At 59.3% G+C, this 26716-nt stretch carries 31 protein-coding genes; 19 read left to right on the forward strand and 12 right to left on the reverse strand.

Annotated elements, in window-relative coordinates; all coding sequences use genetic code 11:
• The first annotated feature begins 6 nt into the window (after nt 1-6).
• From BLJAPNOD_RS27580 to trbI, 8 genes are read left to right on the forward strand one after another with little or no spacing between them, the layout of a single operon-like run.
• Entirely contained in the window at nt 7-2442 is a 2436-nt protein-coding gene (locus tag BLJAPNOD_RS27580; RefSeq protein WP_015647761.1) for a conjugal transfer protein TrbE, read from the forward strand.
• Nucleotides 2435-3238, forward strand: a complete 804-nt coding sequence (gene trbJ, locus BLJAPNOD_RS27585) for a P-type conjugative transfer protein TrbJ (RefSeq protein ID WP_015647760.1) — start codon at nt 2435-2437, stop codon at nt 3236-3238. Before BLJAPNOD_RS27580 ends, trbJ begins: the two co-directional genes overlap by 8 nt.
• Complete coding sequence (gene trbK, locus BLJAPNOD_RS27590; protein ID WP_115422182.1) at nt 3232-3408, forward strand: entry exclusion protein TrbK; 177 nt, start codon at nt 3232-3234, stop codon at nt 3406-3408. Before trbJ ends, trbK begins: the two co-directional genes overlap by 7 nt.
• A 4-nt stretch (nt 3409-3412) precedes the next feature.
• On the forward strand, nt 3413-4594 hold the full coding sequence (gene trbL, locus BLJAPNOD_RS27595; protein ID WP_015647759.1) for a P-type conjugative transfer protein TrbL: 1182 nt from the start codon (nt 3413-3415) through the stop codon (nt 4592-4594).
• 21 nt (nt 4595-4615) lie between these two features.
• The gene (locus BLJAPNOD_RS27600) at nt 4616-5278 is read left to right on the forward strand and encodes a conjugal transfer protein TrbF (protein ID WP_015647758.1); all 663 of its coding nucleotides are present in this window, start codon (nt 4616-4618) and stop codon (nt 5276-5278) included.
• Nucleotides 5279-5293: 15 nt separating this feature from the next.
• Nucleotides 5294-6124, forward strand: a complete 831-nt coding sequence (trbG, locus tag BLJAPNOD_RS27605; protein WP_015647757.1) for a P-type conjugative transfer protein TrbG — start codon at nt 5294-5296, stop codon at nt 6122-6124.
• Between the two features lie 3 nt (nt 6125-6127).
• A complete protein-coding gene (trbH, locus tag BLJAPNOD_RS27610; RefSeq protein WP_015647756.1) occupies nt 6128-6571 on the forward strand; it encodes a conjugal transfer protein TrbH in 444 nt (147 codons plus the stop codon).
• Nucleotides 6572-6583: 12 nt separating this feature from the next.
• Nucleotides 6584-7879 carry an IncP-type conjugal transfer protein TrbI gene (gene trbI, locus BLJAPNOD_RS27615; protein WP_015647755.1) on the forward strand — a complete coding sequence of 432 codons (1296 nt, stop codon included), beginning with the start codon at nt 6584-6586 and terminating at the stop codon, nt 7877-7879.
• 39 nt (nt 7880-7918) lie between these two features.
• Here trbI and BLJAPNOD_RS27620 read toward each other — a convergent pair whose 3' ends face one another.
• A complete protein-coding gene (locus BLJAPNOD_RS27620) occupies nt 7919-8581 on the reverse strand; it encodes an acyl-homoserine-lactone synthase (RefSeq protein WP_015647754.1) in 663 nt (220 codons plus the stop codon).
• Nucleotides 8582-8698: 117 nt separating this feature from the next.
• Nucleotides 8699-9505, reverse strand: coding sequence for a LuxR family transcriptional regulator (locus BLJAPNOD_RS27625; protein ID WP_343215831.1), 807 nt, complete (start codon nt 9503-9505; stop codon nt 8699-8701).
• 465 nt (nt 9506-9970) lie between these two features.
• Between BLJAPNOD_RS27625 and BLJAPNOD_RS27630 the strand changes: the two genes are divergently transcribed.
• On the forward strand, nt 9971-10270 hold the full coding sequence (locus tag BLJAPNOD_RS27630) for a transcriptional repressor TraM (RefSeq protein ID WP_015647752.1): 300 nt from the start codon (nt 9971-9973) through the stop codon (nt 10268-10270).
• A gap of 14 nt (nt 10271-10284) precedes the next feature.
• On the opposite strand, the gene traR is transcribed toward BLJAPNOD_RS27630, so the two are convergent.
• Nucleotides 10285-10989 (reverse strand): transcriptional regulator TraR, encoded by a 705-nt coding sequence (gene traR / locus BLJAPNOD_RS27635; RefSeq protein WP_115422183.1) that lies wholly within the window; start codon nt 10987-10989, stop codon nt 10285-10287.
• 304 nt (nt 10990-11293) lie between these two features.
• On the opposite strand from traR, the gene BLJAPNOD_RS27640 reads away from it, so the two are divergent.
• The 3 genes from BLJAPNOD_RS27640 (at nt 11294) to BLJAPNOD_RS27655 (ending at nt 13056) form a co-directional block, all read left to right on the forward strand.
• The gene (locus BLJAPNOD_RS27640) at nt 11294-11545 is read left to right on the forward strand and encodes a type II toxin-antitoxin system VapB family antitoxin (protein ID WP_115422184.1); all 252 of its coding nucleotides are present in this window, start codon (nt 11294-11296) and stop codon (nt 11543-11545) included.
• A gap of 134 nt (nt 11546-11679) precedes the next feature.
• Nucleotides 11680-12435: a hypothetical protein gene (locus BLJAPNOD_RS27650; protein WP_015647750.1), complete on the forward strand. Its 756-nt coding sequence runs from the start codon at nt 11680-11682 to the stop codon at nt 12433-12435.
• Nucleotides 12436-13056, forward strand: coding sequence for an RES family NAD+ phosphorylase (locus BLJAPNOD_RS27655; protein ID WP_015647749.1), 621 nt, complete (start codon nt 12436-12438; stop codon nt 13054-13056).
• A gap of 32 nt (nt 13057-13088) precedes the next feature.
• On the opposite strand, the gene BLJAPNOD_RS27660 is transcribed toward BLJAPNOD_RS27655, so the two are convergent.
• The 4 genes from BLJAPNOD_RS27660 to traA are packed head-to-tail and all read right to left on the reverse strand — an operon-like array spanning nt 13089 to nt 18760.
• A complete protein-coding gene (locus BLJAPNOD_RS27660; RefSeq protein ID WP_015647748.1) occupies nt 13089-13700 on the reverse strand; it encodes a TraH family protein in 612 nt (203 codons plus the stop codon).
• A 17-nt stretch (nt 13701-13717) separates the two neighbouring features.
• Nucleotides 13718-14884, reverse strand: a complete 1167-nt coding sequence (locus tag BLJAPNOD_RS27665) for a conjugal transfer protein TraB (RefSeq protein WP_015647747.1) — start codon at nt 14882-14884, stop codon at nt 13718-13720.
• A complete protein-coding gene (traF, locus tag BLJAPNOD_RS27670) occupies nt 14874-15428 on the reverse strand; it encodes a conjugative transfer signal peptidase TraF (RefSeq protein ID WP_244611122.1) in 555 nt (184 codons plus the stop codon). Before traF ends, BLJAPNOD_RS27665 begins: the two co-directional genes overlap by 11 nt.
• Nucleotides 15429-15436: 8 nt before the next feature.
• Entirely contained in the window at nt 15437-18760 is a 3324-nt protein-coding gene (gene traA / locus BLJAPNOD_RS27675) for a Ti-type conjugative transfer relaxase TraA (protein ID WP_015647745.1), read from the reverse strand.
• Between the two features lie 250 nt (nt 18761-19010).
• Between traA and traC the strand changes: the two genes are divergently transcribed.
• From traC to BLJAPNOD_RS27705, 6 genes are all read left to right on the forward strand, one after another.
• On the forward strand, nt 19011-19307 hold the full coding sequence (gene traC / locus BLJAPNOD_RS27680; protein ID WP_015647744.1) for a conjugal transfer protein TraC: 297 nt from the start codon (nt 19011-19013) through the stop codon (nt 19305-19307).
• Between the two features lie 4 nt (nt 19308-19311).
• Nucleotides 19312-19527, forward strand: a complete 216-nt coding sequence (locus BLJAPNOD_RS27685) for a type IV conjugative transfer system coupling protein TraD (protein ID WP_015647743.1) — start codon at nt 19312-19314, stop codon at nt 19525-19527.
• Nucleotides 19514-21451 (forward strand): Ti-type conjugative transfer system protein TraG, encoded by a 1938-nt coding sequence (gene traG / locus BLJAPNOD_RS27690; RefSeq protein WP_015647742.1) that lies wholly within the window; start codon nt 19514-19516, stop codon nt 21449-21451. Before BLJAPNOD_RS27685 ends, traG begins: the two co-directional genes overlap by 14 nt.
• Before the next feature lie 28 nt (nt 21452-21479).
• Nucleotides 21480-21677 carry a hypothetical protein gene (locus BLJAPNOD_RS27695; protein WP_115422187.1) on the forward strand — a complete coding sequence of 66 codons (198 nt, stop codon included), beginning with the start codon at nt 21480-21482 and terminating at the stop codon, nt 21675-21677.
• Between the two features lie 210 nt (nt 21678-21887).
• The gene (locus BLJAPNOD_RS27700; protein WP_115422188.1) at nt 21888-22148 is read left to right on the forward strand and encodes a WGR domain-containing protein; all 261 of its coding nucleotides are present in this window, start codon (nt 21888-21890) and stop codon (nt 22146-22148) included.
• 140 nt (nt 22149-22288) lie between these two features.
• The gene (locus BLJAPNOD_RS27705) at nt 22289-22741 is read left to right on the forward strand and encodes a thermonuclease family protein (protein WP_015647741.1); all 453 of its coding nucleotides are present in this window, start codon (nt 22289-22291) and stop codon (nt 22739-22741) included.
• Nucleotides 22742-22777: 36 nt separating this feature from the next.
• Here BLJAPNOD_RS27705 and BLJAPNOD_RS35715 read toward each other — a convergent pair whose 3' ends face one another.
• The 3 genes from BLJAPNOD_RS35715 to BLJAPNOD_RS27710 form a co-directional block, all read right to left on the reverse strand.
• Nucleotides 22778-22951, reverse strand: coding sequence for a hypothetical protein (locus tag BLJAPNOD_RS35715; protein WP_199566046.1), 174 nt, complete (start codon nt 22949-22951; stop codon nt 22778-22780).
• Between the two features lie 292 nt (nt 22952-23243).
• Entirely contained in the window at nt 23244-23408 is a 165-nt protein-coding gene (locus BLJAPNOD_RS35720) for a hypothetical protein (RefSeq protein WP_173283966.1), read from the reverse strand.
• 323 nt (nt 23409-23731) lie between these two features.
• Nucleotides 23732-24040: a DUF736 domain-containing protein gene (locus tag BLJAPNOD_RS27710; protein ID WP_015647738.1), complete on the reverse strand. Its 309-nt coding sequence runs from the start codon at nt 24038-24040 to the stop codon at nt 23732-23734.
• Nucleotides 24041-24533: 493 nt separating this feature from the next.
• Here BLJAPNOD_RS27710 and BLJAPNOD_RS35725 point away from each other — a divergent pair, with 493 nt between their 5' ends.
• Nucleotides 24534-24707 (forward strand): hypothetical protein, encoded by a 174-nt coding sequence (locus BLJAPNOD_RS35725; protein ID WP_173283964.1) that lies wholly within the window; start codon nt 24534-24536, stop codon nt 24705-24707.
• Nucleotides 24708-24710: 3 nt separating this feature from the next.
• Here the strand turns inward: BLJAPNOD_RS35725 and BLJAPNOD_RS27715 are convergent, their stop codons facing one another.
• Nucleotides 24711-25634: a zincin-like metallopeptidase domain-containing protein gene (locus BLJAPNOD_RS27715; protein ID WP_015647736.1), complete on the reverse strand. Its 924-nt coding sequence runs from the start codon at nt 25632-25634 to the stop codon at nt 24711-24713.
• Nucleotides 25635-25911: 277 nt separating this feature from the next.
• Nucleotides 25912-26499 carry a hypothetical protein gene (locus BLJAPNOD_RS27720; RefSeq protein ID WP_015647735.1) on the reverse strand — a complete coding sequence of 196 codons (588 nt, stop codon included), beginning with the start codon at nt 26497-26499 and terminating at the stop codon, nt 25912-25914.
• Nucleotides 26500-26716 lie beyond the last annotated feature (217 nt).

Consider the following 26716-nt stretch of genomic DNA (forward strand, 5'->3'; position numbering starts at 1 on the left):
GCCATGATGGTCGCTTTGTGTTCCCTTCGCCCGTCTGCACCGTCGTTCGCCGATCTCGTGCCCTATGCCGGACTGGTCGACAATGGGACCATTCTTCTCAAGGACGGAAGTCTCATGGCGGGGTGGTATTTTGCCGGCCCTGACTCCGAGAGCGCCACGGATTTCGAGCGCAACGATCTGTCCCGTCAGATCAATACGATCCTTTCACGGCTAGGTTCCGGCTGGATGATCCAGGTCGAGGCCGTGCGCATCCCAACAACTGACTATCCTTCTGCGGAACGCAGTCATTTCCCCGATGCTGTCACTCGAATGATCGATGATGAGCGGCGCAAGCACTTCGAACAAGAGCGCGGGCATTTCGAGAGCCGGCATGCGCTCGTCCTGACATATCGCCCTCCCGAGCGCCGGCGATCTGGCGTCACGCGTTATATCTACTCGGACACTGAGAGCCGGACGGCGACCTATGCCGACACGGTGCTCGACAGTTTCAGGCGCTCCACCCGAGAGATTGAGCAATACCTCGGCAACGTCATCTCCATTGAGCGTATGCGGACGCGTGAGGTGCCGGAACGCGGTGGCACCCGCATTGCCCGCTACGATGAGCTGTTCCAGTTCATCCGGTTCTGCATCACCGGTGAAAACCACCCAGTCTGTCTGCCTGAAATTCCCATGTATTTGGATTGGCTGGCGACCGCGGAGCTAGAGCACGGCCTTACCCCGAAAGTCGAAAACCGGTTCCTCAGCGCGATTGCGATCGACGGTTTGCCGGCCGAGAGCTGGCCAGGCATCTTGAATAGCCTCGATCTCTTGCCGCTCACCTATCGCTGGTCGTCACGCTTTATCTTTCTGGATGCCGAGGAAGCCAAACAGCGGTTGGAGCGCACGCGCAAGAAATGGCAACAGAAGGTGCGGCCGTTCTTCGACCAACTCTTCCAGACGCAAAGCCGATCGGTTGACCAGGACGCAATGGCCATGGTCGCTGAGACTGAAGACGCGATCGCCGAGGCTTCTTCGCAGCTGGTCGCTTATGGCTACTACACGCCGGTCATCATTCTATTCGACGAGAGCAGAGAAAAGCTCGCCGATAAAGCTGAGTCGGTTCGAAGGTTGATCCAGGCTGAGGGATTTGGCGCGCGGATCGAGACGTTGAATGCGACGGACGCATTCCTCGGGAGCCTGCCAGGCAACTGGTACTGCAATATCCGGGAACCGCTGATAAACACCCGCAACCTCGCGGACCTCATCCCCCTCAATTCCGTCTGGTCGGGCAGTCCACTTGCGCCCTGCCCGTTCTATCCACCGGACGCGCCGCCACTGACGCAGGTGGCTTCCGGATCGTCACCCTTCCGACTGAACCTTCATGTGGATGATGTCGGGCATACGCTTATTTTCGGACCAACCGGTTCCGGCAAGTCAACGCTTCTCGCGCTCATCGCAGCGCAATTTCGCCGGTATAAGGGTGCGCAGGTTTTCGCCTTCGACAAAGGCAACTCTATTCTGCCGCTGACGCTGGCCGTTGATGGTAATCATTACGAAATCGGCGGCGAGGCAGGGGAGGGGGCTAGGCTTGCCTTTTGCCCTCTCTCCGACCTCTCGACCGAGACCGACCGCGCCTGGGCTTCCGAGTGGATCGAAACACTCGTCTCCCTGCAGGGTGTCACGGTCAACCCGGACCACCGAAACGCCATATCTCGGCAGATCGGTTTGATGGCGGGGGCTCCAGGCCGGTCGCTGTCGGATTTTGTGAGTGGCGTGCAGATGCGGGAGATCAAGGACGCGCTGCACCACTATACTGTTGACGGCCCCATGGGCCAGCTTCTCGACGCTGAACAGGATTCGCTGACCCTCGGTCAATTCCAGTGCTTCGAGATCGAGCAACTGATGAATATGGGCGAGCGAAATCTCGTCCCCGTGCTGACCTATCTGTTTCGCAGGATCGAAAAGCGGCTCACGGGGGCACCAAGCCTCATCATTCTCGATGAGGCTTGGCTGATGCTCGGCCACCCGGTTTTCCGCGACAAAATCCGCGAGTGGCTGAAGGTGCTGCGAAAGGCAAACTGCGCCGTCGTTCTCGCCACTCAGTCAATTTCGGACGCAGAGCGTTCGGGCATCATCGATGTCCTGAAGGAATCCTGCCCAACCAAGATCTGCCTCCCGAATGGGGCTGCACGCGAGTCCGGGACACGAGAATTCTATGAGCGCATCGGCTTTAATCCTCGCCAAATCGAAATCGTCGCAGCCGCCATTCCAAAGCGGGAATATTACGTGACGTCGCCGGACGGACGCCGCCTTTTCGATATGGCGCTGGGGCCGCTCACCCTCTCCTTCGTCGGTGCTTCCGGCAAAGCCGACCTCGCTCGGATCCGGGAACTTCTCTCAACCTACGGCAAAGACTGGCCGACCCAATGGCTCAATGAAAGAGGGATCAATCGCTATGCCTGACCATATCCTATCGCTCAGAAGAAAATCCGCGACCGCTATCGTGGCAGCTTTTGCAGTCTGCGCTTCGGCACCAGCATTTGCCGGCTCAGCGACGGGCGCTGCAACCGAGTGGACACAGCTTGCCAACAATGCACAGCTCGTCGACCTCCTTAAAAGCTCCGGCCTGCAAGTCGACAATCAGCTGACACAGATCAGTCAGTTGGCCGAGCAGATCCAAAACCAGCTGAACATCTACGAGAATATGCTGCAAAACACGGCGCAGCTGCCCGATCACATCTGGGGCCAAGTCGAAAACGACCTCAACCGGCTGCGGGATATCGTCGATCAGGGACAGAGCATCTCTTTCTCTATGGGGAGCGCGGATGATGTGCTGAAGCAGCGCTTTCAATCCTATGCCGATCTACAGACTGCCGCCGCCAGCGGGACAGACCTGTCCTCAAACTATGCCAGTTGGTCTGATACCAATCGCGACACCATCGCCAGCACACTCAAGGCCGCAAGCCTGACGGCTGAGCAGTTCGACAGCGAGGAGGATACGATGGACTCGCTCCGAAACATGTCGGAATCGGCCGATGGCCAAATGAAAGCTCTCCAGGTCGGCCACGAGATTGCAGCGCAGCAGGTTGCGCAAACGCAAAAGCTGCGTGGTCTCGTATCCCAGCAGATGACGATGATGGGGACGTGGCTGCAAAGCGAGCAGACCGACAAGGATCTGGCACAAGCTCGGCGGAAGGAATTCTTCAACGGCGCAGCACCGTCCACCTCCGGCGGCGAAAAGATGAAGGTCGAATGGTGAGAACGAAGCTGATCTTGATCGCAGTCGCATCTTTGCTCGCTGTCGGCAGCGCCGGGCTATGGTTCCTGATGTCCGAGAAACAGGAGGCGCAACACCTCCGCGCAACATTTTTCGGTTCGTCGAAGACCTACCCGACTTCTGGCGGAGAGAAGATGAAGGTCGAATGGTGAACCAATGACGATCTCCAACAGCGAATTGCGGGTCGCTCTGCTACTTGTCACCGTTCCTGTCGTGATTGCTCACCCGGCTTTTGCGCAGGAAGGCTCTGTTCTGACGTCTCTTCAGACCCAGATTACAACCGCGGCCAAAGGGTGGGAGACCACCGTGATGGACGCGGCGAAATCTCTCTTCTGGATTCTCGCCACCATCGAGATTGGAATTGCCGCTGTTTGGTTGGCATTGCAGGCCGCATCACTGGACAGCTGGTTCGCCGAGCTCGTCAGGCGGATCATGTTTGTGGGATTCTTTGCCTTCGTGCTGACGCAAGGACCGACATTCGCCAAAGCCGTGGTGGACAGTCTTTTTCAGATCGGTGCCGGAGGAGGTACGGCCTCACCTGCAGACGTCTTCAATGCCGGTCTGACGGTAGCAACGAAGATGTCAGCGAAAGTGCAGTTCGGACTTTTCGAGGATAATGCACTGGCGATATCGGCCGCATTTGCAATGGTCGTGACGGTGATCGCATTTTCACTCGTCGCAGCAATCTTTGTCTCCGTCATGGTCGAGATGTATCTTGGCCTTCTCGCCGGGATGATCATGCTTGGGCTTGGCGGCTCGTCGTTCACCAAGGACTTTGCTGTCCGATATCTGGTCTACGCGTTTTCGGTCGGCATGAAACTGATGGCGCTCGTTATGATCTCCCGTATTGGTTCCGAGGTACTAATCGGGCTCGCCAACGAACCAAATATCGGCGATCAATTTCAGACCGCACTTGCGATCGCCGGCATCGCCGTCGTGGTGTTCATCATCGCCATGTACGTGCCGAACATTATCCAGGGTGTCGTTCAGGGAGCGTCCGTCACTGGCGGCATGGAGACTATTCGCCATGGCGGCCAGGGCGCTTCCTTCGCTGCAGGCGCCGCTTTTCTTGCGGCTGGCGCTGCTGGGGCAGGATATGCAGCAGCACAATCGGCACGGGCGGCGGGGTCTTCGACCGCCGGCGCTACTCTTCGCGGGATTGGCGCTAGCTTTGGTTCAGGAGCACAAGCCGCAGGATCCGCAGCCAAAGAGAAGGCGATCGGGTCGCCCGGGGCCTATGCCGGCTCCATCCTTGGCCTGGCTAACGCGAAGCTCGACCAGGCTCGTGGCAAGGGAGCCTCGCCCGGTCAGCCGCCGGAGCGGCAGGACAAATCGTAAATTTAAGGCAGGGAAAACAATATGGCAGCGCAACGCGCCCCAGAGAACCCGTATCTTGCCGCAAGGCAGGAATGGTCGGAACGATACGGTTCTTACGTAAGGGCAGCCTCCGCATGGCGGACGGTCGGCATCTTGAGCCTCGGCATGGCGGTAATCAGTTTTGGCTACTCACTGTATCTGAGCACGCAGGTCAAACTCGTGCCGTACATCGTCGAGGTCGACAAGCTGGGAAACACCGTCTCCGCCGGATTTCCCCAGCAGATCGAATATGCCGATGCCAGGGTCATCCGGGCCACGCTTGGCGGCTTTATCACCAGTTTCCGCTCTATCACGCCTGATGCCGTCGTGCAGAAGCAATACATCGACAGGACCTATGCGCTTCTTAGGACAAGCGATCCCTCGACCCAAAAGATCAATGCCTGGTTCCGCGGCAACTCGCCATTCGAAAAGGCCGTGAATGCGACCGTCGCCATCGAGGTGAACAACATCGTCGCGCTGTCTAACCAGACCTATCAGATCGACTGGACTGAGTACGAACGGGACCGCAAGGGCAAGGAAATTGCGACACGCCGATTTCGCGGCATAGCCACGGTGGCGATCACCGCGCCCCAGGACGAGGCGACGATCCGGCTCAATCCCATCGGCCTCTATGTCAAGGACTTCGACTGGACCGCGCAACTGTAAGGGCAGGGGACTTCAATGAATACAAGGTTAAATCGGGCAGCGCTTTGCTGCATGACCGCACTTGCGCTTTTGGTCACGGCGACGACATCGGGTTTTGCCCAGAGCCTGACGACGAATGAGGCTAAGGGAACCACGCTCTCCAACAAATGGCGTGGGCAGCGGGGACTGGTGACAACGGGCGCTGACGGAAAAGTCATCTTCCTGTTCGGTGAGACGCAGCCGTCTGTCGTCTGCTCACCTTTACAGGTCTGCGACATCGAGCTTCAGGGTGGGGAGATCGTGCGCGACGTGCTTGTCGGGGACACGGTGCGCTGGAAGGTCGAGCCGGCAACATCCGGTGCTGCAGGGGGGCAGGCAATTCACCTGATCGTCAAACCGTCTGAGGCGGGTCTGGTGACGTCGATGGTGGTGACGACCTCAAGACGCACCTATCATATCCAGCTCAAATCGCACCCGAACCAGTACATGGCCCGCGTCGGCTTCGAGTATCCGGAAGAGGCCGCGACGAGACTGTCCGACATTAATGCTCGTATTCAGACGATGACCAATTCCGACGGCGGCGTGCCGCCAGAGCAACTTGCCTTCGCCTATTCTCTGAGTGGCAGCGCGCCCTGGAAGCCGAAGCGCGTCTATTCAGACGGGCAGAAGACCTACATTCAGTTTCCGCGCGCACTATCCGGTCAGGATGCGCCGGTCCTCTTCGTGGTCTCTGGCGGGCAAAACCGGATCGTCAATTATCGCATGAAGAACAATATGATGATTATCGACTACAATATCGACAAGGCTGTCCTCGTTTCCGGCGTCGGCTGGCGTCAGCAGAAAATCACCATCCGACGGGGAGGCTGATCGATGCGCCTTTGCCTTTTTCCCTTTGTCGCTGCCGTTCTTCTCTCTGGTTGCCAGACCGGAACAGACGCGCTCACGACGAGCCCCGCGCCTTCGACTGTAACAGGCCCCGCCGCAAGCGCGATCGCCGGCGACATAGCTGGACGTTATGCCGAGCAGGCAGGGTCAACCGCCACGCCGATCAGGCTTCACAGCGACGCATCAGATTTCGCGGCCGCGCTCGAAGCCGCGTTAAAAGGGTGGGGTTTCACTGTCATAACGGATGACAAGGCACGCTCGGGGAAAGACACCGCCAAACCGATCGAACTGGCATACTCGTTGATCGACATCGACGGACAGGTACTAGTGAGGCTTTCCAGCGAGACGCTTGAGCTTGGGCGGGCCTATTCTGTGTCATCAGGTGGCGCCACGCCGGCGAGCCCGCTTTCATTAATGAAGCGAAACTAAGGAGAGACAGATATGGTCCAGTCGCTCCAGCTCGGCAATCCGAGCAGCGCCGCGCAGGAAAAGGGCATGAAACGGCTCAATCGCCTGCCGGTGTTCTTTGGCATCGGTATCGCAGTCGTCGTCGCCGGTGTCCTTGTCTACGGCATCTCATCCCGGGGACTGCGGTTCGGCGACAGAATTCCGGATGAAGCAGGCTCGAACGTCCCGGCCTCGACCTTCGCTGATCAGATGAAGCGCGGGGTGAAAGACGGCATCATCGGGGATCGCGAAGAGCAGCCCGTATTCCAGCCCACGCCAGCAACCCAGACACAGGTGGAGGCCAAGCCGATTGAAGAAGAGCAGATAAAGCAGCAGGCACGAGAAGAGCGCCGACCGCAAATGGAGTCGGAAGAAGAATGGTTGGCCCGACTTCGCCGCGAACAGCGCGAACAAGTCCTGCGTGAACAGCAGCGACAGCGGATGGCCAGCCTTCAGGCCCGTGCGACTGCGTTTGACTCGCCGCTGAAGGTCAAAATCTCGGAGCTGGGAAATATCTCCAGCAACACCAGGACAACAGACCGGCAGCCGACCACCAATAACGGCGCCTCTGATCTCTACGCCGCGGCCATGAAATCGGGTTTGATGGGCCAGAATGCCGATCCGAACGGACAGACTTCGAAGGAAGATTTCTTCAACGCCGACATCAAGGATCTCGGCTACCTGCCGAACCAGGTTGTACCCCAACAGTCACGCTATGAATTGAAGCGCGGCTCCGTCATCCCGGCCACCATGATTACCGGCATCATCTCCGATTTGCCGGGCCGGATCACAGCGCAGGTGAGCCAGCACATCTACGACAGCGCCACCGGGCATTTTCTTCTCATTCCGCAGGGTACCAAACTACTCGGACGCTATGACAGCAAGGTCTCGTTTGGCCAAAGCCGCGTTCTGGTCGTCTGGACGGATGTCATCTTCCCGAATGGCTCTACACTGCAGATCGGCGGCATGGCTGGAACAGACTCGCAGGGCTATGGCGGGTTCTCTGACAAGGTCAATAATCACTATTTCCGCACCTTCGGTTCGGCGGCGCTTGTTGCACTGATTGGTACCGGCATCGATATGGCGGTTCCGGCGAGTTCCACCCTCGCCACACAGGATACAGCCTCTGACGCGGCACGCAGGAACTTTGCGGAGACCTTCGGCCGCGTCGCGGAGCAGACGATTTCCAAGAATCTGAATGTTCAGCCCACCATCCAGATCCGGCCGGGCTACAAGTTCAACGTTCTCGTCGACCAGGACATTGTCTTTCCCGGAAATTATGGCGGTTGAGGCACATGTTGCCGCAACCGCCTTGGGACAACTCCTGGATCAGGCAGATATGCGCACGGGCTCGCTGGCTGCATTTTTGCGCGGCCGATATCCTGCATAAAGGGGAGCCGCGACACCAAGCGCCTGCTGCATGCGCGTGCGAACTTCCTCTGAAACTTCGAAGATACCGCAGCAAACCGGAGAGCGACCATAGCCGTCTGCGCGGCCAACCTCTTCAACGGCGAGCCCCGCCCGACGATAGACGCGCGCTAGGTGCGGCTCGTAGTTCGACACCAGCGTCTCGATACCGTGCGACAATCCGCATTCGCACAAAGCCAGCAACAGCATGCCGAAAGCCTTGCCCGTTTCCAGGCTCGGGAAATCCACGGAAAGTGTTTCCTCATCGAGGCACATTCTCGTTCCCTCATAGATACCGGGTGCAATCAGGTTTGCACCCGCAAACGTGTTGCGGAAGACGTCGTAGAGAAGCGTCGGGCCGGTGGTTGGCATCAGCCGCAGGGTTCCATAAAGGCGATCCGCGCGATCATTGCACCACATCAGGTAAGCCGGCCGCAGAGCATCGTATTCGTCGCGCTCGCAATCACCGTCGATTGTGACGGCCCATCCGAGCTGGTCGTGAAAGACGCGTTTTCGCAGGCGAAATGCCTGATCCATGAGAGCCTGATAACGGGTGTATTGATGCGCTTGAACCAGAATGAACAAGGTTTATCTCCAGCTGTTGATCTTGGCTGGAAGATGCCGCTTGGCGGAGGAGCCAGATATTCCCGCATATGGTCAGACCCATATGCGGGTATTGTCAAAGACTGGCGGGCGGTCGGCTCATATCGTGATCACGCGTAGCTTCAGGGCAAGAGTGGCCGCCGCCGAGATCGTGGCGCAACCGAGTTTTGTCCTCGCCGACTTGATGTAGCTGCGGGTCGTGTGATGCGAAAGGCCGAGAATAAGCGCGATATCCTTGTAATCCTTGCCGAGCGCGCTCCAGTAGAGGCACTCACGTTCCCGCGGACTTAAAGCCGGGATCGGATCGCTCGCTCCATGTAGCTCGAACACTGCCATCTGGTGGACGAGATACGCGAGATCGCCCCATTCACTCCGATGAGCACTGACCAGATCCTCCCAGTCTTCGGCGGAGGCGTTCGAATTCAAAGAGAGGATGGCGCGACGGCCGGCTTTATCCGATATCGGGATGGAAAAACCAAAACGGCCGATCCCATGGCGTATTGCGTCTTCCAGAAACATCAGCATCTCGGGCGTGACGTCGAGTTCTCGCCAATCGAATGGCAGCTGGCGCAAAAAGCCCTCCCGCGCGACAGGATCGATGGTGACATAGCCCTTCAACAGATAGGTGGATACCCACGCATCCGGGTAGGTCGTGCGTACGAACGGAGCATCAAAATCACCGATCACCGTCGAAGCAAGGTGGTAGGTTATGAAATCGACGCGATAGACCGACTGTATGAAATGGAGCGCTTCCGTCACCGAGCCCGTCTTTGCAAGGCGTTCCTTAACGTCGGAAAAATCGGCGAGAGATCGTGTCAATATCCGCTTCCAGCACTGCGACCTGACAATCCGCCGCAGAGATCGAATGATCAGCCAACCGATTTCGGCGGCGATGCAGAACTTCAAGGGATCGTGCTGTAGCCTGATTGCTTTCGTGGTTCAAACGCAACTTCACGGCGAGGAGAGGCATCGCAATGCCGAGGTTAACTTCGTTTGACTATTGGACGATCACCCGTTTCATTTTGGACACCAAAGCGACAACGCCTCCAGTCTCCTTCTTCAATCGCTGGCCGCGAGCCGACCTCGGACGCCAACAAATCTGCGGTGGCGCGGATGTGGTTAGGTCGCTATAAGCGCTGGTGAGGCAGTACGCGCTGCCTCCGGGCTTTGTAACCCGAAGCACACCGGTTTGGTGCCCGCCGTTAGGGCGCCGAATTCCTCGACCTATGGTCGGGGAGCCGTGGACGTATGTCCAGGTTCCTCGGAACTAAAGGTCCATGGGCTGAGTGTGCTCGGTTACAAACTCCCCGATCGCCAGGGGTCAGGAACTATGCGGGGGCGAACCGCGCATTCCTGTTTTGGGAGTTGAACATGGACGCCGACGACCGATTGAATGGCGAGGCAGTCGATCTGAAGCCGCTGATAGGGCTCCTGCATGGGCTTCCGTCACCGCTTGTCGAGCGTCTCACGATCGATGCGATCCGTGAACATCGCAAACTGTTGGAGCGGGCAGAAAATCTGTTCAATGAACTGCCGGCTGACGTTAAAGCCGGTAAGGAGCTTCTTGGCGATGCCAATATTGCCTATCTCGAGGCAACCATCAGGATGCACGCGCAAATGTCAGCCCTGACGACCCTGCTGCACATTCTGGGCTATACGCCCAAGGCCTGATACGCCAGATCAGCCTAAATCAGGCCGCGTCGTATAGCCAAAGCCACCACCTGCGCATGATTGGCCAGATTGTAGCGCGTTCTGACATCGTCAATCGCAGAGCGGACGCCAGCATACTTTGCCTGCTCCAGTTCAGCGATCACCTCGACCGTTTTGCCAAGCGACAGCCAGCGAATGTAGTTCACCTGCTTCGGCGTCAAGACGATCTTTTCCTCGATGGAGGGCGTGACCCGCATGTGCTCAAGACGCGTATGAAGCTGGGCGACCGCTGAGGCAGCCATAATCGCATCGATCTCCATATCACTGGCAAGCGAAGGCTTCGCCGATGCAAAGGTCAGCATGGACATCGCACCGTTGGCGGTGGCGACCGGGATGGAAACGCCCGAGCGAATGTTAAAATCAGCGGCTTTCGAAAAGAAGTTTTTCTGCTCTTTTGACAGCGAGCTCTTGTCGGCTTCGCCAGACCAGGCGAAAGCGCGCCTTATAAGCTGGGCCTGCCGCATGACCGGATCGATGAACCGGTAGTCCAGCGTGTCATAGATTTTCTGCCAGTCGATATCGTAGTTGGAGACCGCACAGGTCTGCCCCGGACGAATGTTGACGAAGGCATAGCCCACAAAATCGAACCGATCAGCAAGATTCGCCAGAGCGCCCTTGACCATGGACTGATCATTTCCGATCACGGTGATATCCAGCAGTTTCTCGACCCAGTTTGACATCCATAATCTCCCTGTGGATCGCACCTGTTCCGCAGTGGCGGAATGCGTCGCAGTCAGAAGGATCGCGACGCGTGCGAACAGTGATCTGGCAAAGAATAAGGCATATTCAATCGCGTAAGTTGACCATCAAGGAATGGTTTTCTAAATCGTTTTCTCGGAATTGCAAACCACGGATTTTGCTTACTCGCGGAAAACGTGTCAGCTCACAATTGGCCAAGCGATCTCAGCTTCATGGCCCCTGAGCAGAAATCTGTCATTGTTTTGAGAAATGCTTTACATGGAAGGACCCATTTAGAGCGAACCCATGTTGCAGCTTACCCACGACACCGAGCAGCTTGCCCGTAAAATTGCGGCCCGTGTCGGGCGCAGACCGGACGATATCATACGCGCTGCCCTCGAACGTGAAGCTCAGGCTCTCGGGGTTTTCGGCGACCTGCCTGTGAGACATCGCATGACCGTCGAACAGATGACAGCGATCGGGGAAAAGGTTTCTGCCCTACCGCTGCTTGATACATCATCCCCGAAAGAAATCCTCGACGACCTGCATCAACCATGATTGTCGTCGATCACTCCGCAGTCGTCCACGTAGCCGCAATCAGGACACAGAAGATCAGGAGCGCTACGCTCTTTACCAACTTGACGAACTTAACCAACCTTGCCATATATAGCTCTCCGAACGGAGGGTGAGAGATGGCATCTCTGAAGTCCAAAACCAGCATACGTGACGGTGCAAGCGGGCGCGAAAAACCGGGCGCTGAATCCATGGCTTTTTTCCTGACCACAGGCGCCGCCCCGCTGGCGAAGGGGAGAGCCGCCTTCAAGATCAAGATCCCGGACAATGCATCAAAAGCCCTGACCGGCAATCCCAATCGCGTCAAGGCGCTCCTCCAGGAATATGGTCAAGCGATCGCAAAAAGCCGTTCTGCTGGCCACCCGGTCAGCTTCCGTGTCGATGTCGATTCCGAAGGTGAGATGGTTGTCACTCCCGTTGAGGCGGTGGAAATGACAACGGTGCCTGTCGTAGAGGAGAACGATGCACTGGATCCGGAATTGGAGCAGGCGTTGGTGGCCGCACGGGCGCGGGGACGCATAAAGGCTGCTGAGGTCCTCAGCGGCACTGACATGCTGAATGCCGACGAATTCGCCAAGCTGCTTGGCACGACACGGGTAACGGTGAATTCAAAGCGCCAGACCGGACTGGTATTGGGGCTGGATGGCGCGAAACGCGGCTTTCGCTTCCCGGATTGGCAGATCGATGCCGATGGCAAGCCGTTTGCAGCGCTTGCAACGCTCCACGAGCGACTGGGCGGAGCTTGGGCGGTTTACCGCTTCCTGGTCCAGCCCCACGGAGAGCTGGACGGACTGACAGGTCGCCAGGCATTGGAGCGGGGACGGGCCGAGCAAGCGCTCGAGGTTGTCGAGAGCATTGGTCGAGATTTCCGCTGAATGGCACGTGTTCTGCCGCCTCCCGGCTTTGCGAATGCGAGCCTTCACCTTCATACGGTCGCGGCCGGACTTCGGTTCGGTCGCATCTATCTGGGCACATACCCCGATCCGCTAGGCTTCGGTAAGACGCCGAGCCGTTTCAGCGATCCACGCCGGCGAAAATTCGCTAACCGGTTCGGGGTGCTCTATTTGGGCGATACAGTGAAGGTGTGCTTTCTCGAAGCCGTCCTGCGCGATCAGCGCGATGGGGTCCTCGGCGACCTGCCGATAGCTGAATCCGAATTGTACGACCGCAATTTCGCAGAGATCGAGGTCATCAATCCGCTGATGATGGTCGATCTTCGAGACGACGGGCCGATCAAGATGGGTGTGCCGACGGATGTCGCGAAGGGCTCAAAGCAATCCCTCGCACGGAAGTGGGCGGTCGCCTTCAATGAACACGACAGCCAGGTGGACGGCATCATCTACCCGTCTCGGCTCAACGGCCACACCAACCTTGCAGTGTTCGATCGAGCTATTGGAAAACTGAAGGCGGTCCGCACGACGAAGCTGATCCGCGCGCCGGGTCTGGCTGATGTACTGAACGACCTCAATGTCGCAATTGTCGAACCTGATCCCTGATATTTTACCTGTCGTCGAAGTCGGATACAGCACTACTTCTGCCCACCGATCCGGGACAAATCGACCCGAATTCCCGCGGTTCCAACCTCCTTTTCGTCTGAGGGCTCCCCTTCGCTCTGGGAGGCGGTGGCATCAGCAGGTTTGTCTGCGGCATCCGAAGAAACTTCCTTCCGATCGACGATTGTACCACCTGGATCCTCCGCCTGAAACACGCTTTCACCTTCGAACTGGCCGGTGTTCCAGGCGTAAACGGCATCTTCGAAGATCTGCGGAAGCACCTCACTGCTCGTTGGGTTGCCATACCACTTTGAAACGATGCGCATGATCTTTGAAAACATCCTCGTCCCCATGCGAAGATTTTCGCATGGGTCAACCAGATCTGGTTTCAGCGCGGACGCGTCCTTCACGCCGACACCCGCCGGGAACTGTGTCAGGCCCACACGCACGACGGCCTGTCCGACATACTGGCGTATGACCTCCATTGCCTCGTCTGGGGTCTTCGGTTTTGGTACAAGGATGAGCCGCCCTCCGGATTTGACCGTGACAGCCAGGGGATCGCCAGGACCGACAGCGGCTACGAACTGCTCGACGATGGCGGGTTTCAGGGAGAGATCGGCGCATTCCGCGATAAAGGCAGCATCCATGACGAAGGCTCCAAAGTTCAGGTATTGAAGGAAATCACAAGGGGAACGCCGAACAGAGCGGACCAGGCTTTGGCGCTAGCGCGCTGGATGGCGACGATGTTGCCACCCGTCGTCCACCAGCCATTGCCGATCAAAACGATCGCGTCGGGTCGGTGTAGCATCGACTGGAGAATGGGCCACAGTACGAGCTGCTCGTAGCAGATAAGAGGCGCGATCTTTCGGCCCGCGACCTCGACGACGGGATTGGCCAAGAGGTTGGCGCGGGCGCCGCCAGTCTCTCCTGTCCATCGCTCCCATGGACGCCACATCGAAACCGGCACAGGCATGCGCTCGCGATAGAGGACACGCCCCCCATGCGCATCGATGGCCACCATGACGTTGTCGTAGCCAACCGCATCGACGACCGCCGCGCCGGCGACTACAGTCACGTGCGTTCCTTGCAGCTCATTCCGCCAGAAACGTTCAAGCGTTGGCGTCCAGAAGCCCAGTGTGCTCTCGGGAAGCACGACGACGGTCTCTCGTGTTCCGGCAGCCTGCCGAACAGCCGTCACCAGGTCACGTTGAAGTCGAAGGGATTGATCGCGGCCGAGACTCGCGCCCATTTCAAGGTCGACACCACGCCACCCCTCCGGAAGAATCTGATTTGTCCCCGATGCGGCGGACCAAAGCCATAGACCTGACAGGGCAATGGCGATAGCCGGCCCGATCCGGGTTACGAGACCGATCAGGCCGGCTGTCAACGCGACAAGCCCCCACCATCCCCATTCTGGAAACAGTATGCCGGCCGCCGTCAGCGGATGCGCCCAGCCTGTGATGCCGAGTGGCGGCAGACCGGTGAGAGCCAAGATGAGCAGATAGCGTGCTGATTTTGCCGAGCCCGACCGCATCGTCCAAAGCGCCGCATGGACAGCAACGAAAGACGATGCCGCCGCGACCCAGAAACTGAGGCTGACCCAGAGATCCTCAGCAAAGAACTCTGCGACGCCGGATGGCAAACCCCGTGACGCCGCCAGGAAATAGCCGGCCGCGACGAGGGCCGCTGCGATCCGCGTTGGTGATCGCGCCCACAGAAGCGGGAAGAGTGTTGCCGCAGGGAGCAGGAACGCCTGGCCGCTCCAGCCAACCGCCCCGGCGACCACGGCAAGCGGGACGAGAACGGCAGTCATCCTGACCTCACGGCGCATAGGTCAACACCTCTTGCGCCAGACCGAGCACACCTGAAACAGGTACCGGCCCGAAATACCGGGAATCCCATGAGCCGATGAAGTTGGAATGCAAATATACCTCTCCGGGCCGCACCATTTCGCTTTGATCGTGCCGTAGAGATCGCCCCTGTCCGTCCTTCTCCATGATGCGGGATCTGGCGATCGGTACGCCATCAATGGCGATGCGATCGGTGACGTCCACGCGCTGTCCCGCCAACGCGATGACTGTCTTGATCAACGGTGCGAACCCACCGGGGCAAAGTCCCGGGCGGAGATATCCGCGCTGCCTCGCCTCGCGCATGGCGGCATTGTCAGGCGGGCAGACGAAAACTGTATCGCCGGACCGGGCCGCGCGCGTCAGCGGAATAATGCGCCAGAGGCCGAGCGGCTCACTCGGCGTCATGTTGACGCGCAGACCACCAATCCGACCCGCCGCAAAGAAGACGATCAGCAGGCCGGCAGCCACCGATAACGTAATCAATGCGGAGCTTCGTTGACGAGACATCGCAGTGCTTTCAGGCATCGCCAATATCATTTCAGAGAAAGCCCCTTAGTCTGGGTTTGCCGCGCTGTTTCAGCCTGCTTCAATGCCAGCGTGGTGCGCTCGTGCGCGGCGAGTTGCTGCACAGTGCGCATGCTGTTCCAGGCCGACTTCACTTCGCTTTTCTGCGAAGGGGTCATCCCGGCCGTTATTTTGTGAAAGGTCTCGCCGTTTGCATCTTTTGCCGAGATCGGCAGCAGGCTGCGTTCTCCGAAACGCTCGGACACGGCCTTGGCAAAGCCTTCAAGCTCAGCTTTCACGTTTCTGTCGGCCAGCGCATATTCGAGACCGGCAGAAAGATCGTTGCGATCGATCGCATCGCGGATCCGCTCAAGCGTCTGCCTGGCCGATGGCGAGAGGGCAGGGATGTCGATGGAGACCTTGAGGCGGATTGCCCGCTCTTGCGCTTCATGCTTGCGCTCCGCCTCGACGCGCGCCGTCACATAGCGCTCGAGGTTTCGCGCCAAGGCAGGCGCGTTGACAAGCGCCGTGTCGCGCGCCGCCTTCTCATTCGCTCCGGCGAAGATGCCGGTCTTGCCCTTGAGCGCTCCAAACCTTTCCGGCTCAGCTGCGATCTTCGCAAGCGTTGTCTGCGCTCTTGCCGGATCTTTCAGCATGGCATCGACATTGACCGCCTTGAACGCGGTCTCCGGCTCGGCGAAGACTTGGATAAAGCGTGTCGTGACCTCCTGCCATTGCTTCTTCAAACCCGGATCGGCGACTAGGCGATCCTCAACGGCATGGTCGATCGATTTCGGGAACGTCGTGATGCCTGATACCATTGGCTTTGCCTCCATGTCGGGTTTCGAGGTCACTTGGGTATTCGGGCCCTTGAGACCGAGCTGTGCGCGGATCGTCGCCAAGCGGGCGGTGAGATCAAAGAGCTTCTGTTTCTGGCGAACGGTCCAGTCGAGGCGGTCGCGAACGAGGGTGCGCGCGACATTGACCAGATGCAGGCCGCGCGCGTCGGCGAAGCGAAGGGCCGCGCGATAGAAGGCGCCCTTCTCGTAGTCGAGCGTCGTTTCCTTTGAGTTCGTACGCGATAAAAGCTCGGCCAGGCCGCCCGCCTTGGCGAAGGATCGCGCGCCATAATAGACGCCGATATCCTCTCGATGACGGGTCATCGCCACATAGGTCAGGTGACGATCGAGGGAGAGCGAGGCCAGAACCTTGACCCTGTCGACGGTCGCCCCCTGACTCTTATGGATCGTGGTCGCATATCCATGATCGACATTGTTGTAGAACCGCTGCTCTACGCTGATAGCTTTGCGATGTTCGCCTTCACCAATTTCGGCAACGATACGCCCCGGGGTGGCTTCCACCACCTTGGCCAGCATGCCGTTCTTGACGCCAAGCGAGCTTTCATTCTTGAGGAAGACGATCCGATCTCCAGCAGCGAAATGGCGGACACCATCTTCGGTTTTGAAGGCGTGACCGTCATCGACAAGGCCGCGCTCGACCAGCTTGGCGCGCGCCAGGGTATTGAGCATCCGCACGTCGCGGCGAAGGTGTGCGAGGATCAGCGAGGAATGGGCCGGATCGTACTCGCGGTTCCAATCGGAAATAAGGTTTTCGACAGCTTGTGACTTCAAGGTCGATCCCATCATCCGACCGTTTGCGCTGTAGGACTCGACAGCCTTGGCGATGTTGCCGCGGGCGAGATCGAGTGACGCGTCGCGCATCCATTGCTCGCGCTGGCGATAGATGGTTTCGAGTTCGGCGTAGCCGATGCGATCAGTGATGGCCCTGAAGGCGGCACCTGCCTCGATCGGCTGCAGCTGTTCGGGATCACCGATGAGAATGAGCTTTGCCCCTCGCACCGTTGCCTCTTCGACAAGCAGTGCCATCTGCTTCGAAGAGACCATGCCGGCTTCGTCGAGGACCATGACTGTCTTGTCGTCGAGCTGATCGCGACCTTGGGCCCAGCGGAGTTCCCAGGAGGATAATGTGCGGGAAAGAATACCCGCTTCCTTTTCCAATCCTTCGGCCGCCTTTCCCGCCAGGGCGGCGCCAACGACACGATAGCCGGCCGCTTCCCAGGCCTCGCGCGCCGCCTTCATCATCGTGGTCTTGCCGGCGCCGGCGCGGCCGATCACGGCTGCAATCCGCTCTTGACCTGCAACGTGCTCGATGGCCGTTTTCTGCTCATCCGAGAGGCGCTTATGGCGCTCGAACACCGCCTCGATGATCTTCTGACGGACGCCATGTGATGATCGCTGCGACAGCCAGATCGACCGGTTTGCCATCTCGGCCTCAAGGCGGATCATCTCGCGCGTCGTGTACCGCGCTGGCGTCCTGACACCAGAGGTAAAGTTGATCCGCTCGCAATCGAGGCGCAGCACGTCCAGATGCTGCATGATCCGCGCCATCAGACTCTGGAAGAGGGCCGCGTCGTCGACATAGCGATGGAGGATTTTCGCCACGTCCTGGTTGTCGAAAACGCTTCTCTCCCGGGTGATCAGATCGAGCACAATACCGGGATTGCGCTGGATGCGCCGGACATTCTCCGCGCGCCGCTCCTCCTGCAATTCGATCCGCTCAAGCTTACGTGACCCAGCTGTCGCCAGCCGGTTTTCCATTTCTGATTTTCGCTCGATGGCTGTCGCGCCGACGCCGATATGAATTGTGGGTGTCAGCTCGATACCCTGCTTTTCGAAGGATCGGCCATCGATGCGGATATCCAGCCCGGCAAGCGCCAGGTGCCGGTTCTGGACAGCGAACCATCCGTCACGAAAGGCATTGAAGTCCTCGGCGCCACCCGCCCAGAGTTCATAGATGATTTTGCCGGCGTCATTGCGCATGGGCTGGCCGTCTGATCCACGAACAGTGACCTTCTTGGCACCGAACCCGTCCTCGCTCAGAGGCCGCAATGTCGTCATCAGGTGGACATGCGGGTTGCCAGGTGCATCGTGATAGACCCAGTCTGCAACCATACCCTTCGTCGTAAGATGCTCGGCAACGAAGTCTTGCATCAGCGCGATGTTCTGCTCGGAGGAGAGCTCGATCGGCAGCGCGATGGTGATGTCCTTGGCGAGTTGGGCATCGACCCGTTTCTCGAACGCCTCGACCTTGTTCCAGAACGCCTCCGAGGCACCCGAGACCGAGCGATCGGCGATCATGGTGCGGAGCCAGTCTGGCGCATCAGCAGGGATGACGAACTCCTCGTGCAGAAGACCCTGCTTGCCTGTGTAGTCGATCGTGCGTGCTTCCCGCTCGTAGTCCATCCTGGCGCAGTGCCGGTAGGCCGCAGACAGCACTGCGCTGCGGCCAGAGCCACGGGCGACGATGCTGACTGAGAAATGCGGGACGGCCACGGGTGGAGCGCTCCTTCTTGCAAACGAAATCAACAGGTTGATCGCAAGAGGTGACCCCACCAGGGGGCAAAAGCAGAACGTCGCGTCAGCGACGTATAATTGCGCCCTTGGATCCGCTCTTGTCGAGCGGCGGGATCATTCGCCAAATGCTGACGCTTTGGCGAGGTACAAATTTGTACCTGTCCTGCCGGGAAAAAATCGGGGACCCTCATCCCATCATTCCACGGACATGACTGGAGATTGCATTCCGATGAAGAAGCCAACGTCGAAAATCCGCGAAGAACTTGCCCGCCTGCAAGAACAGCTGAAGCAAGCGGAAACGCGTGACGCCGAACGCATCGGCCGCATTGCGCTGAAGGCCGGACTTGGAGAGATCGAAGTCGACGACGCCGACCTTCAGGCAGCGTTCGAGGACGTGGCGAAGCGGTTTCGCGGAACCAAAGCCGGATCGAACGGAAAAGAAAAGAGTGCCGCTGGAGCGACCGGAACATCGTCGGCAACGTCGCTCAGTGCTGGCGCGGCTGCGGGCCAGGCTGGCGAGGCTTGAGCGGATGCAGCGGCTGACCACAGCAGAGGCAAGAAAGAAGGATGCCCGCGAGAAGATCGAATTGGGCGGCCTGATCGTCAAGGCAGGACTGCGCTATGAAAAACGCGCGCTGTTGCTCGGTCTGTTGATCGAAGCGAAGACGAGGATCAAGGCCGATGAGGCGGAGCGATCCCGTCTGATCGCAATCGGCGCGGAGGCATTCGGCAATGACAGCGAATAGGATCCTGCTCGCCGTTGTTCCGCCGCTGGTGATGATCGCCATCGCACTGATGTTGCCGGGGATCGAACAGTGGCTCGCCAGTTTCGGAAAAACGGCAGAGGCCAAATTGACCCTCGGCCGAATCGGACTGTCGCTGCCCTATATCGCAAGTGCTGCGATCGGGCTGATCTTTCTCCTCAGTGCCCAGGGATCGGTCAACATCAAGACCGCAGGGTGGGGCGTCGCTGCCGGATCGGGCGCCGTCATCGCCATTGCCGTCGTTCGGGAAGGAATGCGACTTTCGCAATTTGCCGGACAGGCGCCTGCGGCCAGGTCGATCCTGTCCTACGTCGACCCGGCAACAATGACAGGTGCTGCCGCAGCTCTGTTCTCTGGCATGTTCGCGCTGCGCGTCGCGGTGATCGGCAACGCCGCATTCTCGCGTTCCGAGCCGAAACGCATCCGCGGTAAACGCGCGCTGCATGGCGAGGCGGAATGGATGAAACTGCCGGAAGCAGAGAAACTGTTCGCAGACGGCGGCGGCATCGTGATCGGCGAGCGGTATCGTGTCGATCGCGACAGCACGGCGGCACTCTCGTTTCGGGCCGATCAGCCTGAGACATGGGGCACCGGGGGCAAGTCACCGCTGCTCTGCTTCGATGGTTCGTTCGGATCGTCGCATGGCATCGTGTTCGCGGGCTCCGGCGGTTTCAAGACTACGTCGGTGACAATTCCAACGGCGCTGAAATGGGGCGGCACGCTGATCGTACTTGATCCATCCAATGAGGTGGCGCCGATGGTCAAGGCGCATCGGATTAAGGCCGGCCGTGATGTCATCGTGCTCGACCCGAAAGATCCCGATATCGGGTTTAATGCCCTCGACTGGATCGGTCAGCATGGCGGGACGAAGGAAGAGGATATCGCTGCGGTCGCCTCCTGGATCATGAGCGAGAGCGGCCGCGTTAGCGGCGTCCGGGACGATTTCTTTCGGGCGTCCGGCTTGCAGCTGCTGACGGCGATCATCGCCGATGTCTGCCTGTCCGGTCATACGGAAAAGAAGAATCAGACGCTGCGGACCGTCCGCATGAACCTCTCGGAACCGGAGCCAAAGCTGCGGGCGCGGCTTCAGGAAATCTACGACAACTCCGAGTCCGATTTCGTAAAGGAGAACGTTGCAGCGTTCGTGAACATGACGCCGGAGACATTTTCCGGTGTCTATGCCAATGCGATCAAAGAAACACATTGGCTGAGCTATCCGAACTATGCCGGTCTCGTGTCCGGTTCGACCTTTTCGACCGATGACATCGCGTCGGGAACGACCGACGTGTTCGTCGCACTGGATCTCAAAACGCTGGAAACCCACGGAGGTCTGGCGCGGGTGATCATCGGCTCATTCCTGAACGCCATCTATAATCGTGACGGGGCGATGCCGGGACGCGCTCTCTTCCTTCTCGACGAGGTCGCTCGCCTGGGTTTCATGAGGATCCTTGAGACGGCACGCGATGCCGGCCGAAAGTACGGGATCACGCTTCTCATGATCTATCAGTCGATCGGCCAGATGCGCGAAACCTATGGCGGACGCGACGCCACCAGCAAGTGGTTCGAAAGCGCGAGCTGGATCAGTTTCTCAGCGATCAACGATCCGGAGACCGCGGACTATATCTCCCGGCGTTGTGGAACAACGACAGTCGAGATCGACCAGGTCAGCCGCAGCTTTCAGGCGAGGGGTTCGTCACGAACCCGATCAAAGCAACTTGCCAGCCGACCATTGATCCAGCCGCACGAAGTCCTGCGAATGCGTGCCGATGAGCAGATTGTGTTCACCGGGGGAAATGCGCCGCTTCGATGCGGTCGCGCGATGTGGTTCCGGCGAGCCGACATGAAGTCCTGCGTTGGCGATAACCGCTTCCATGGAAACCGTGGACCATTGGAAATCAAGGTCTGAGGGAGAACCCAAATCCAGAGACCGGGCGATGAGATATTGGGAAGCCTGCGAGGCACAGGTCACGGTAGAAGAGGCCATCGAAGAATGCCGCGTCCATCAAATTGAGGCCATCGTTCGCGAAAGCGATAGCGCTTTGGTGGATGTCACGACCGGTGATCTCATCGTTCATCCAGACGAGCAAGCCGACTATTGTGGCGCCGATATTCTCGGTTACCTGGGATACTGATCAATGGCAGTCGGCTATCGCGGGAGGATCGTTACCGGGATCGGCGAAGACCACAGCTCGGCTTCGTTCGCTCCAGCGAATAGAGCCGTACGCCAAAGGCGGACCGCCCGGTGCTCCGTCTGTCCATACTTCACAAAACTGAATCATTCCCCGACCATCGATTCACAACTGTCGTTGGACGCATAGGCCCGATTGCGCGATCCTCTCACCATGATCGCCCAGCCCTATCACCTCTATATCGAACGCACGGATGCTGAGAAGAATATGGCACGCTTCTATGCCATATCGATCGAGCCGACCCTCTTCGGAGAGGCCTGTCTTATGCGGCGTTGGGGACGCATCGGCACCAGAGGCCAGCTAAAGCTTCATCACTTCGAGCAAGAGAAAGACGCGGTTGAATTGTTCCTTGATCTCGTCAGGCAAAAACGCCACCGGGGATACCGTACAATCAACTCGGCGCAACATACGTGATCGGGAAAGCTCGCAGTGGCGTTTGCGCCAGCTGCACCGAAGAGCGATATGAAAACCATCTCTGACGGATCGCATTGAAATTGAGAGCCATGGAATTGTAGAGAAGCGACCATAGCGGTCTGCCAGAGGTCCGTTACCCCGTGAGAAGGATCATCGTCGCGATCGCAGTATCCGGCTGCGCGCTGGGCTCTCACATATTTGGGCTCACTCCAGTCGCCGAGGCTGCGAGCTCGGTCATCAGTCCAGAGACGACATACCGGAAATGTTATGGTGGTGATCGCTTCGCCTGCGTCGTGGACGGAGATACTCTCTGGATTGAGGGCGCAAAAATCCGAATTGCCGATATCGATGCTCCCGAGATCAGTGAGCCGAAATGCGCAACGGAGCTGGCGCTTGGAAATCGAGCGACCGATCGCCTGATCGAACTGGTCAATCAGGGGTCCTTCAAGCTTCGCGCATGGCCCGGACGCGACGAAGACAGATACGGTCGCAAGCTCCGCGTCCTCATCCGTGACGGCAGGAGTCTCGGCGATATCCTCGTATCGGAAGGCCTGGCCAGAACCTGGACGGGCCGTAGACAGCCCTGGTGCTGAAACCGGCCCACGATTGCTGGCCGTTGCACAACGCCGTTATCGGCGCCTGCTCCAATCTGTTTCAAAGGAGATCTCGATCTCGACGAAGAACGGGATCTTGATCGCGAGCTTCAGGCCGAGTTTGCCCTTGCGGAAAATGTGACCGATCACCTTGCCAAGGGAAGAAAGCTTGCGGCCTGTGGCGGCCAGGAATTGCGCGAGGCGTTGCATGGTGGTTTCTCCTTGTCGATTGCGGACATCGCAGGGATCGGCCGCAGGCCGGGACAAGGAGGATTGCATCGGTACGGCCGCAGCGAAGCGGAGGACTTATCGACACCTGAATTTTGGCGCGCGAGGAGACGCGAAGCGGCGGGGAAAATTCTGATGGCGATGAGTTGCTGCCCGACGACCGGACTGCAACATCCCTGATGTCGATGGCCTAGCTCGACAAGGACGCGGTGCAATGTCTCGGCCTTTCGACACCTTACACAGAGACCACGCCTGGCTGTGTCGTCTACCGCCCTCAGAAGGGCGGCTCGGCATCAACGCTTCCGTCCTGCTCTGCCGTGATGATTGCCAACTCCGCTTGAGCCAGGTCCAGCTCGGTCTGGATCTCGCCGCGCTCCGCAGCGTCGCATGCGTTCTTGAGCTCGGCGCGCAGTTCTTCGATGTGCTGTTCGATCGTCATCGTCCCATCTCCTTGAGTTTGTGAAAGACGACATCGCAGGGCGGGGCGGGATGGCGGGGTCAGGGATCGCGGATGCGACCGCCAGCGGCGGCGAGTGGGGGAGCCGATTTCGTGCGGGCGCTCAAAGAGCGTTCGCGCGAAATTGGGGGAACCGCTCGTCCTTGACGCCGTCATTCCGGCCCGGCACCCTCGCCCGATCTGAGCAGCATATCCCCCGTCTCGGTATGCCACCAAAAAAGCAGGACCTGGCTCGATGCAGGGTACTGCTTTGAGTTCTCGGCAGAGGAGAAGGCTCCGCCGGCGGCGGAGCCCCGTGATGTCAATCAGTCCCGGTTCGGGCGGGACCAGATGAGCTGGAGGCCATCCTCGCCTTCAACTTCGGCGAGCGTTGCGTAGATAGGAGCCGGGAAGCTCGGATCGTCGAGCTTGACCGAGAGGTAGTCGCGGCCCTGTTCTGAGGTTTTCTGCCAGGCGGCGCCCAGCTCGACGCTGCCAGCGTAGACGCGGAACTGCGGGCCCTTGTCGGAGGGGGTTTCGACCCGGGCGATGCGGGCCTTGACGTTGAGGGCGAGCGTGCGGATGGAGCCGGTGAAGCCGTTTTCGGTGGAGGTGAATGTGCCGATGGTTGCCATTGTCGTATTCCTTTTCTCATGTTCGGGCCGCGCCCATCGCGACCTCGATAGCTGTCAAAGGACCGGTGATGATCGGACCGCACCTGATAAGGCCGGAATGAAATGGAGGGCGGCAAGTCGCAGATTTGTTAGTGGGAGAGGAGGAGCCGAGCTGGGGTCCCCGCTCGACTTGTCGAGTGGGGTAGGTGGGCTCCGGGGTAAGAAATTTACGGCTTGCCGTTGCGGGAAAACGATTGAGGCGCAGCCGGTCTCCGGTCAGACATGCCTTATCGAGCCCGCAGATGGGTTGCCGGAAACTCTGACGTGAAGGGATATGGCAATGGCGTTCCGCCGCATTCGCCATGGGCACGAATGGCATCCTGCGCTACGCCCCCTCAGACCGGTGCTGCACTGCCTCAATCGGGGGACAAGCCGTGCCTGTCAACACTGGCCCGCTTGCTGACTGCGCCCATTGCGATATCGTTGCGCTCGCAAATCGCTGCCTGGAGGATCAATGCGTCAGCAGACCAAGCCGTTCATCATTGAGCGCAAACCATCCCGTAAACCCAAATCCGACGCTCAGAAACCGTCGATCTGGGGAAGGCTGGATGCTGACATTGCGCAGGGTCTCAAGGACCAACATGATGAAAATCACGCGGCCGCCACCGGTGGTAACGACCGCGCCTGAGCGTCAGGCCGCAGCCTTCACATCCACTTCCGGCTGCAAGGAATGCAGGAAATTCACAGCGCGCTGCGCATGAGCCGCCGCCTGGAAGATAGCCCGCCTGTCGTTGGCCAGCACCGAGAGCCACGACTGCAGATAGGATGCATGATCCGGCCGCGGTTCGAGCTCCGGTGCGATGCCAAGATCGGCGCAGAGGAAGCAACTGCCGAGTTCTGCAATGAGTTCTTCCCGTGCCCGCTCGGTCCGGTCCTTTGCATAGCGCGATAGGTCACGTCCCACCCGATTCTCCGCCGCCGTCCAGTGGGTCGCCTCATGGCTGAGCACAGCCGCGTATCCGCCTGCATCGCGAAACGACTCAAAGGGCGGCATCTGGATATAGTCCATGACCGGGGAGTAGTAGGCTTGGTTGCCCCCGTGACGGATGACTGCGCCGGTATTGCGGAAAAAGCGATCGACGCTCTCGAGCCGCGCGATCGGATCAACGACCTTGGCCGGCGGCGCATAATAGCTTTGGGGCAGACCGTCGACCTGCTCGACGTTGAACACCGAATAGGCCTTCAGGAACGGGATCTCCCGATCAACCTCGTTGCCATTCCCGTCCGCTTCGGACTTGGTGAAGCGGCTGGCGAAGACGACGGTCGAGCCGGTCTCGCCCTTGCGCACGGCCCCGCCCAGTTCGAGGGATTGCTTGAACGTCATCCACATCGACGACGCGAAGCCCCGCGATACCTGCTCCGACCACAGGAGCACCACGTTCATGCCGGAATAGGGGAGGCCGTTGTGTCGCACGGGCCGGGTGATCCGGCCACCGGTGTTGGCAGCGCTCCATGGTTTCATCCAGGGACGCACGCCCTGTTCGAGATCCTCAATGATCCGATCTGTGATCCGGGTGTAGATATCGATGCGATCTTTATCCGTTTTCCTGGCCATGACTTCCTTCTCCTTTTCTTGAAGACCGCGCCTGTCGCGGTCCGTCACGGAGGTCCGAAGTCAGGGGCGATGGTGCGGCCATGCACCGGAACGGCCGCAACAGCGTGGAGGACGGCAAAGCCGTTGCATGGGTGCCCGGCTCCTGCAGGACCGCCGAGCGGGACGGGCCGCGATAGGCGCGCACCCAGCTTTCATTTTTGACATGAGAAAAGGCGGGCCCCTGCGAGGGCCTGCCTCGGAACATGAAGAAAGGGCGGGGTGCGACCCCGCCAATGTGTTATCCGAAAGCGGCCAACTGAGCTTCGGCTGCTTTGCGGTCGAGTGATGCGCCCGGATTTTCGACCGGCCGGTCGAAGGGCTTCCAGGTCTCGCCGATGACCTGTTCGTAAGCCGCGACTGCGCCCTCGGCTGCCATGCGCAGGGCGTGCGATTGGACACCCATGTCGGCCGCGAACTCCCGCTTGCGCTGGGCGGCGCTGTCATAGCCGACCGGACCATCGAGATCCTCGTCACGGGCATCGTTGGACGCCTTGGCCGTTGCGTCGCGCGCCTCTGTGACGGCGCGGGAGTAGAATTGCCCGGCGCCATGCGCGGATCCGACAAAGGACCCGACGATGCGCTGGAGGTGGATCTGCATCGCCTTCTCGCCGAGGCCTTCGGACAGACTTTCGGCGGTCTCGACGATCAGCCGCTCGTGAAGGCTGCGGATGCCATCGCTGTCGACGACTGCCGTGCCGAAGCTTGTCGCGATCTTGGACGCCTGGGTGGCGTCGGGGCATGTGAGGCGGACCATTTCGAGGGTTGCACCTTTGCGGGATTGCGACGACCTGGTGTTGGAGCGATTGGGGGTAGAGGGCTTGGCCATGTCTGTTCCTTCCTTGGCTTGCGAAGCGGTTCCGGCCCGTGCCGGTCTGCCCTTCGATGCGGACGACCAGGAACCGGCAAGGGACGGGTGGCTTCACAGGTCCGATCTGGCTGAGCCAGCAGGGTAGGGTTGCGGGCCAGCAGGTCTTGACCTGAGCAGACCGCGAGCCTGCCCTCGCGCAGAGAGGCTGGATCGGCCGCCCCGCGGCGCGCAAGCG

The organism is Ensifer sp. M14, assembly GCF_003355565.1.
Lineage (GTDB): Bacteria > Pseudomonadota > Alphaproteobacteria > Rhizobiales > Rhizobiaceae > Ensifer.

Bases quoted from the DNA above. Each gene is read 5' to 3' on its own strand.
- BLJAPNOD_RS27685 (WP_015647743.1), top strand. From the start codon at position 19,312: ATGCAGCGGCTGACCACAGCAGAGGCAAGAAAGAAGGATGCCCGCGAG.
- trbL (WP_015647759.1), top strand. From the start codon at position 3,413: ATGACGATCTCCAACAGCGAATTGCGGGTCGCTCTGCTACTTGTCACC.
- BLJAPNOD_RS35720 (WP_173283966.1), bottom strand. From the start codon at position 23,408: ATGACGATCGAACAGCACATCGAAGAACTGCGCGCCGAGCTCAAGAAC.
- BLJAPNOD_RS27710 (WP_015647738.1), bottom strand. From the start codon at position 24,040: ATGGCAACCATCGGCACATTCACCTCCACCGAAAACGGCTTCACCGGC.
- BLJAPNOD_RS27715 (WP_015647736.1), bottom strand. From the start codon at position 25,634: ATGGCCAGGAAAACGGATAAAGATCGCATCGATATCTACACCCGGATC.
- BLJAPNOD_RS27630 (WP_015647752.1), top strand. From the start codon at position 9,971: ATGGACGCCGACGACCGATTGAATGGCGAGGCAGTCGATCTGAAGCCG.
- BLJAPNOD_RS27660 (WP_015647748.1), bottom strand. From the start codon at position 13,700: ATGGATGCTGCCTTTATCGCGGAATGCGCCGATCTCTCCCTGAAACCC.
- BLJAPNOD_RS35715 (WP_199566046.1), bottom strand. From the start codon at position 22,951: ATGCAACGCCTCGCGCAATTCCTGGCCGCCACAGGCCGCAAGCTTTCT.
- BLJAPNOD_RS27700 (WP_115422188.1), top strand. From the start codon at position 21,888: ATGATCGCCCAGCCCTATCACCTCTATATCGAACGCACGGATGCTGAG.
- BLJAPNOD_RS27695 (WP_115422187.1), top strand. From the start codon at position 21,480: ATGAGATATTGGGAAGCCTGCGAGGCACAGGTCACGGTAGAAGAGGCC.
- traF (WP_244611122.1), bottom strand. From the start codon at position 15,428: ATGCCTGAAAGCACTGCGATGTCTCGTCAACGAAGCTCCGCATTGATT.
- BLJAPNOD_RS27650 (WP_015647750.1), top strand. From the start codon at position 11,680: ATGGCATCTCTGAAGTCCAAAACCAGCATACGTGACGGTGCAAGCGGG.
- trbK (WP_115422182.1), top strand. From the start codon at position 3,232: ATGGTGAGAACGAAGCTGATCTTGATCGCAGTCGCATCTTTGCTCGCT.
- traR (WP_115422183.1), bottom strand. From the start codon at position 10,989: ATGTCAAACTGGGTCGAGAAACTGCTGGATATCACCGTGATCGGAAAT.
- traG (WP_015647742.1), top strand. From the start codon at position 19,514: ATGACAGCGAATAGGATCCTGCTCGCCGTTGTTCCGCCGCTGGTGATG.
- BLJAPNOD_RS27720 (WP_015647735.1), bottom strand. From the start codon at position 26,499: ATGGCCAAGCCCTCTACCCCCAATCGCTCCAACACCAGGTCGTCGCAA.
- trbH (WP_015647756.1), top strand. From the start codon at position 6,128: ATGCGCCTTTGCCTTTTTCCCTTTGTCGCTGCCGTTCTTCTCTCTGGT.
- BLJAPNOD_RS35725 (WP_173283964.1), top strand. From the start codon at position 24,534: ATGCGTCAGCAGACCAAGCCGTTCATCATTGAGCGCAAACCATCCCGT.
- BLJAPNOD_RS27640 (WP_115422184.1), top strand. From the start codon at position 11,294: ATGTTGCAGCTTACCCACGACACCGAGCAGCTTGCCCGTAAAATTGCG.
- trbJ (WP_015647760.1), top strand. From the start codon at position 2,435: ATGCCTGACCATATCCTATCGCTCAGAAGAAAATCCGCGACCGCTATC.
- BLJAPNOD_RS27665 (WP_015647747.1), bottom strand. From the start codon at position 14,884: ATGCGCCGTGAGGTCAGGATGACTGCCGTTCTCGTCCCGCTTGCCGTG.
- trbI (WP_015647755.1), top strand. From the start codon at position 6,584: ATGGTCCAGTCGCTCCAGCTCGGCAATCCGAGCAGCGCCGCGCAGGAA.
- BLJAPNOD_RS27655 (WP_015647749.1), top strand. From the start codon at position 12,436: ATGGCACGTGTTCTGCCGCCTCCCGGCTTTGCGAATGCGAGCCTTCAC.
- BLJAPNOD_RS27600 (WP_015647758.1), top strand. From the start codon at position 4,616: ATGGCAGCGCAACGCGCCCCAGAGAACCCGTATCTTGCCGCAAGGCAG.
- BLJAPNOD_RS27580 (WP_015647761.1), top strand. From the start codon at position 7: ATGGTCGCTTTGTGTTCCCTTCGCCCGTCTGCACCGTCGTTCGCCGAT.
- traC (WP_015647744.1), top strand. From the start codon at position 19,011: ATGAAGAAGCCAACGTCGAAAATCCGCGAAGAACTTGCCCGCCTGCAA.
- trbG (WP_015647757.1), top strand. From the start codon at position 5,294: ATGAATACAAGGTTAAATCGGGCAGCGCTTTGCTGCATGACCGCACTT.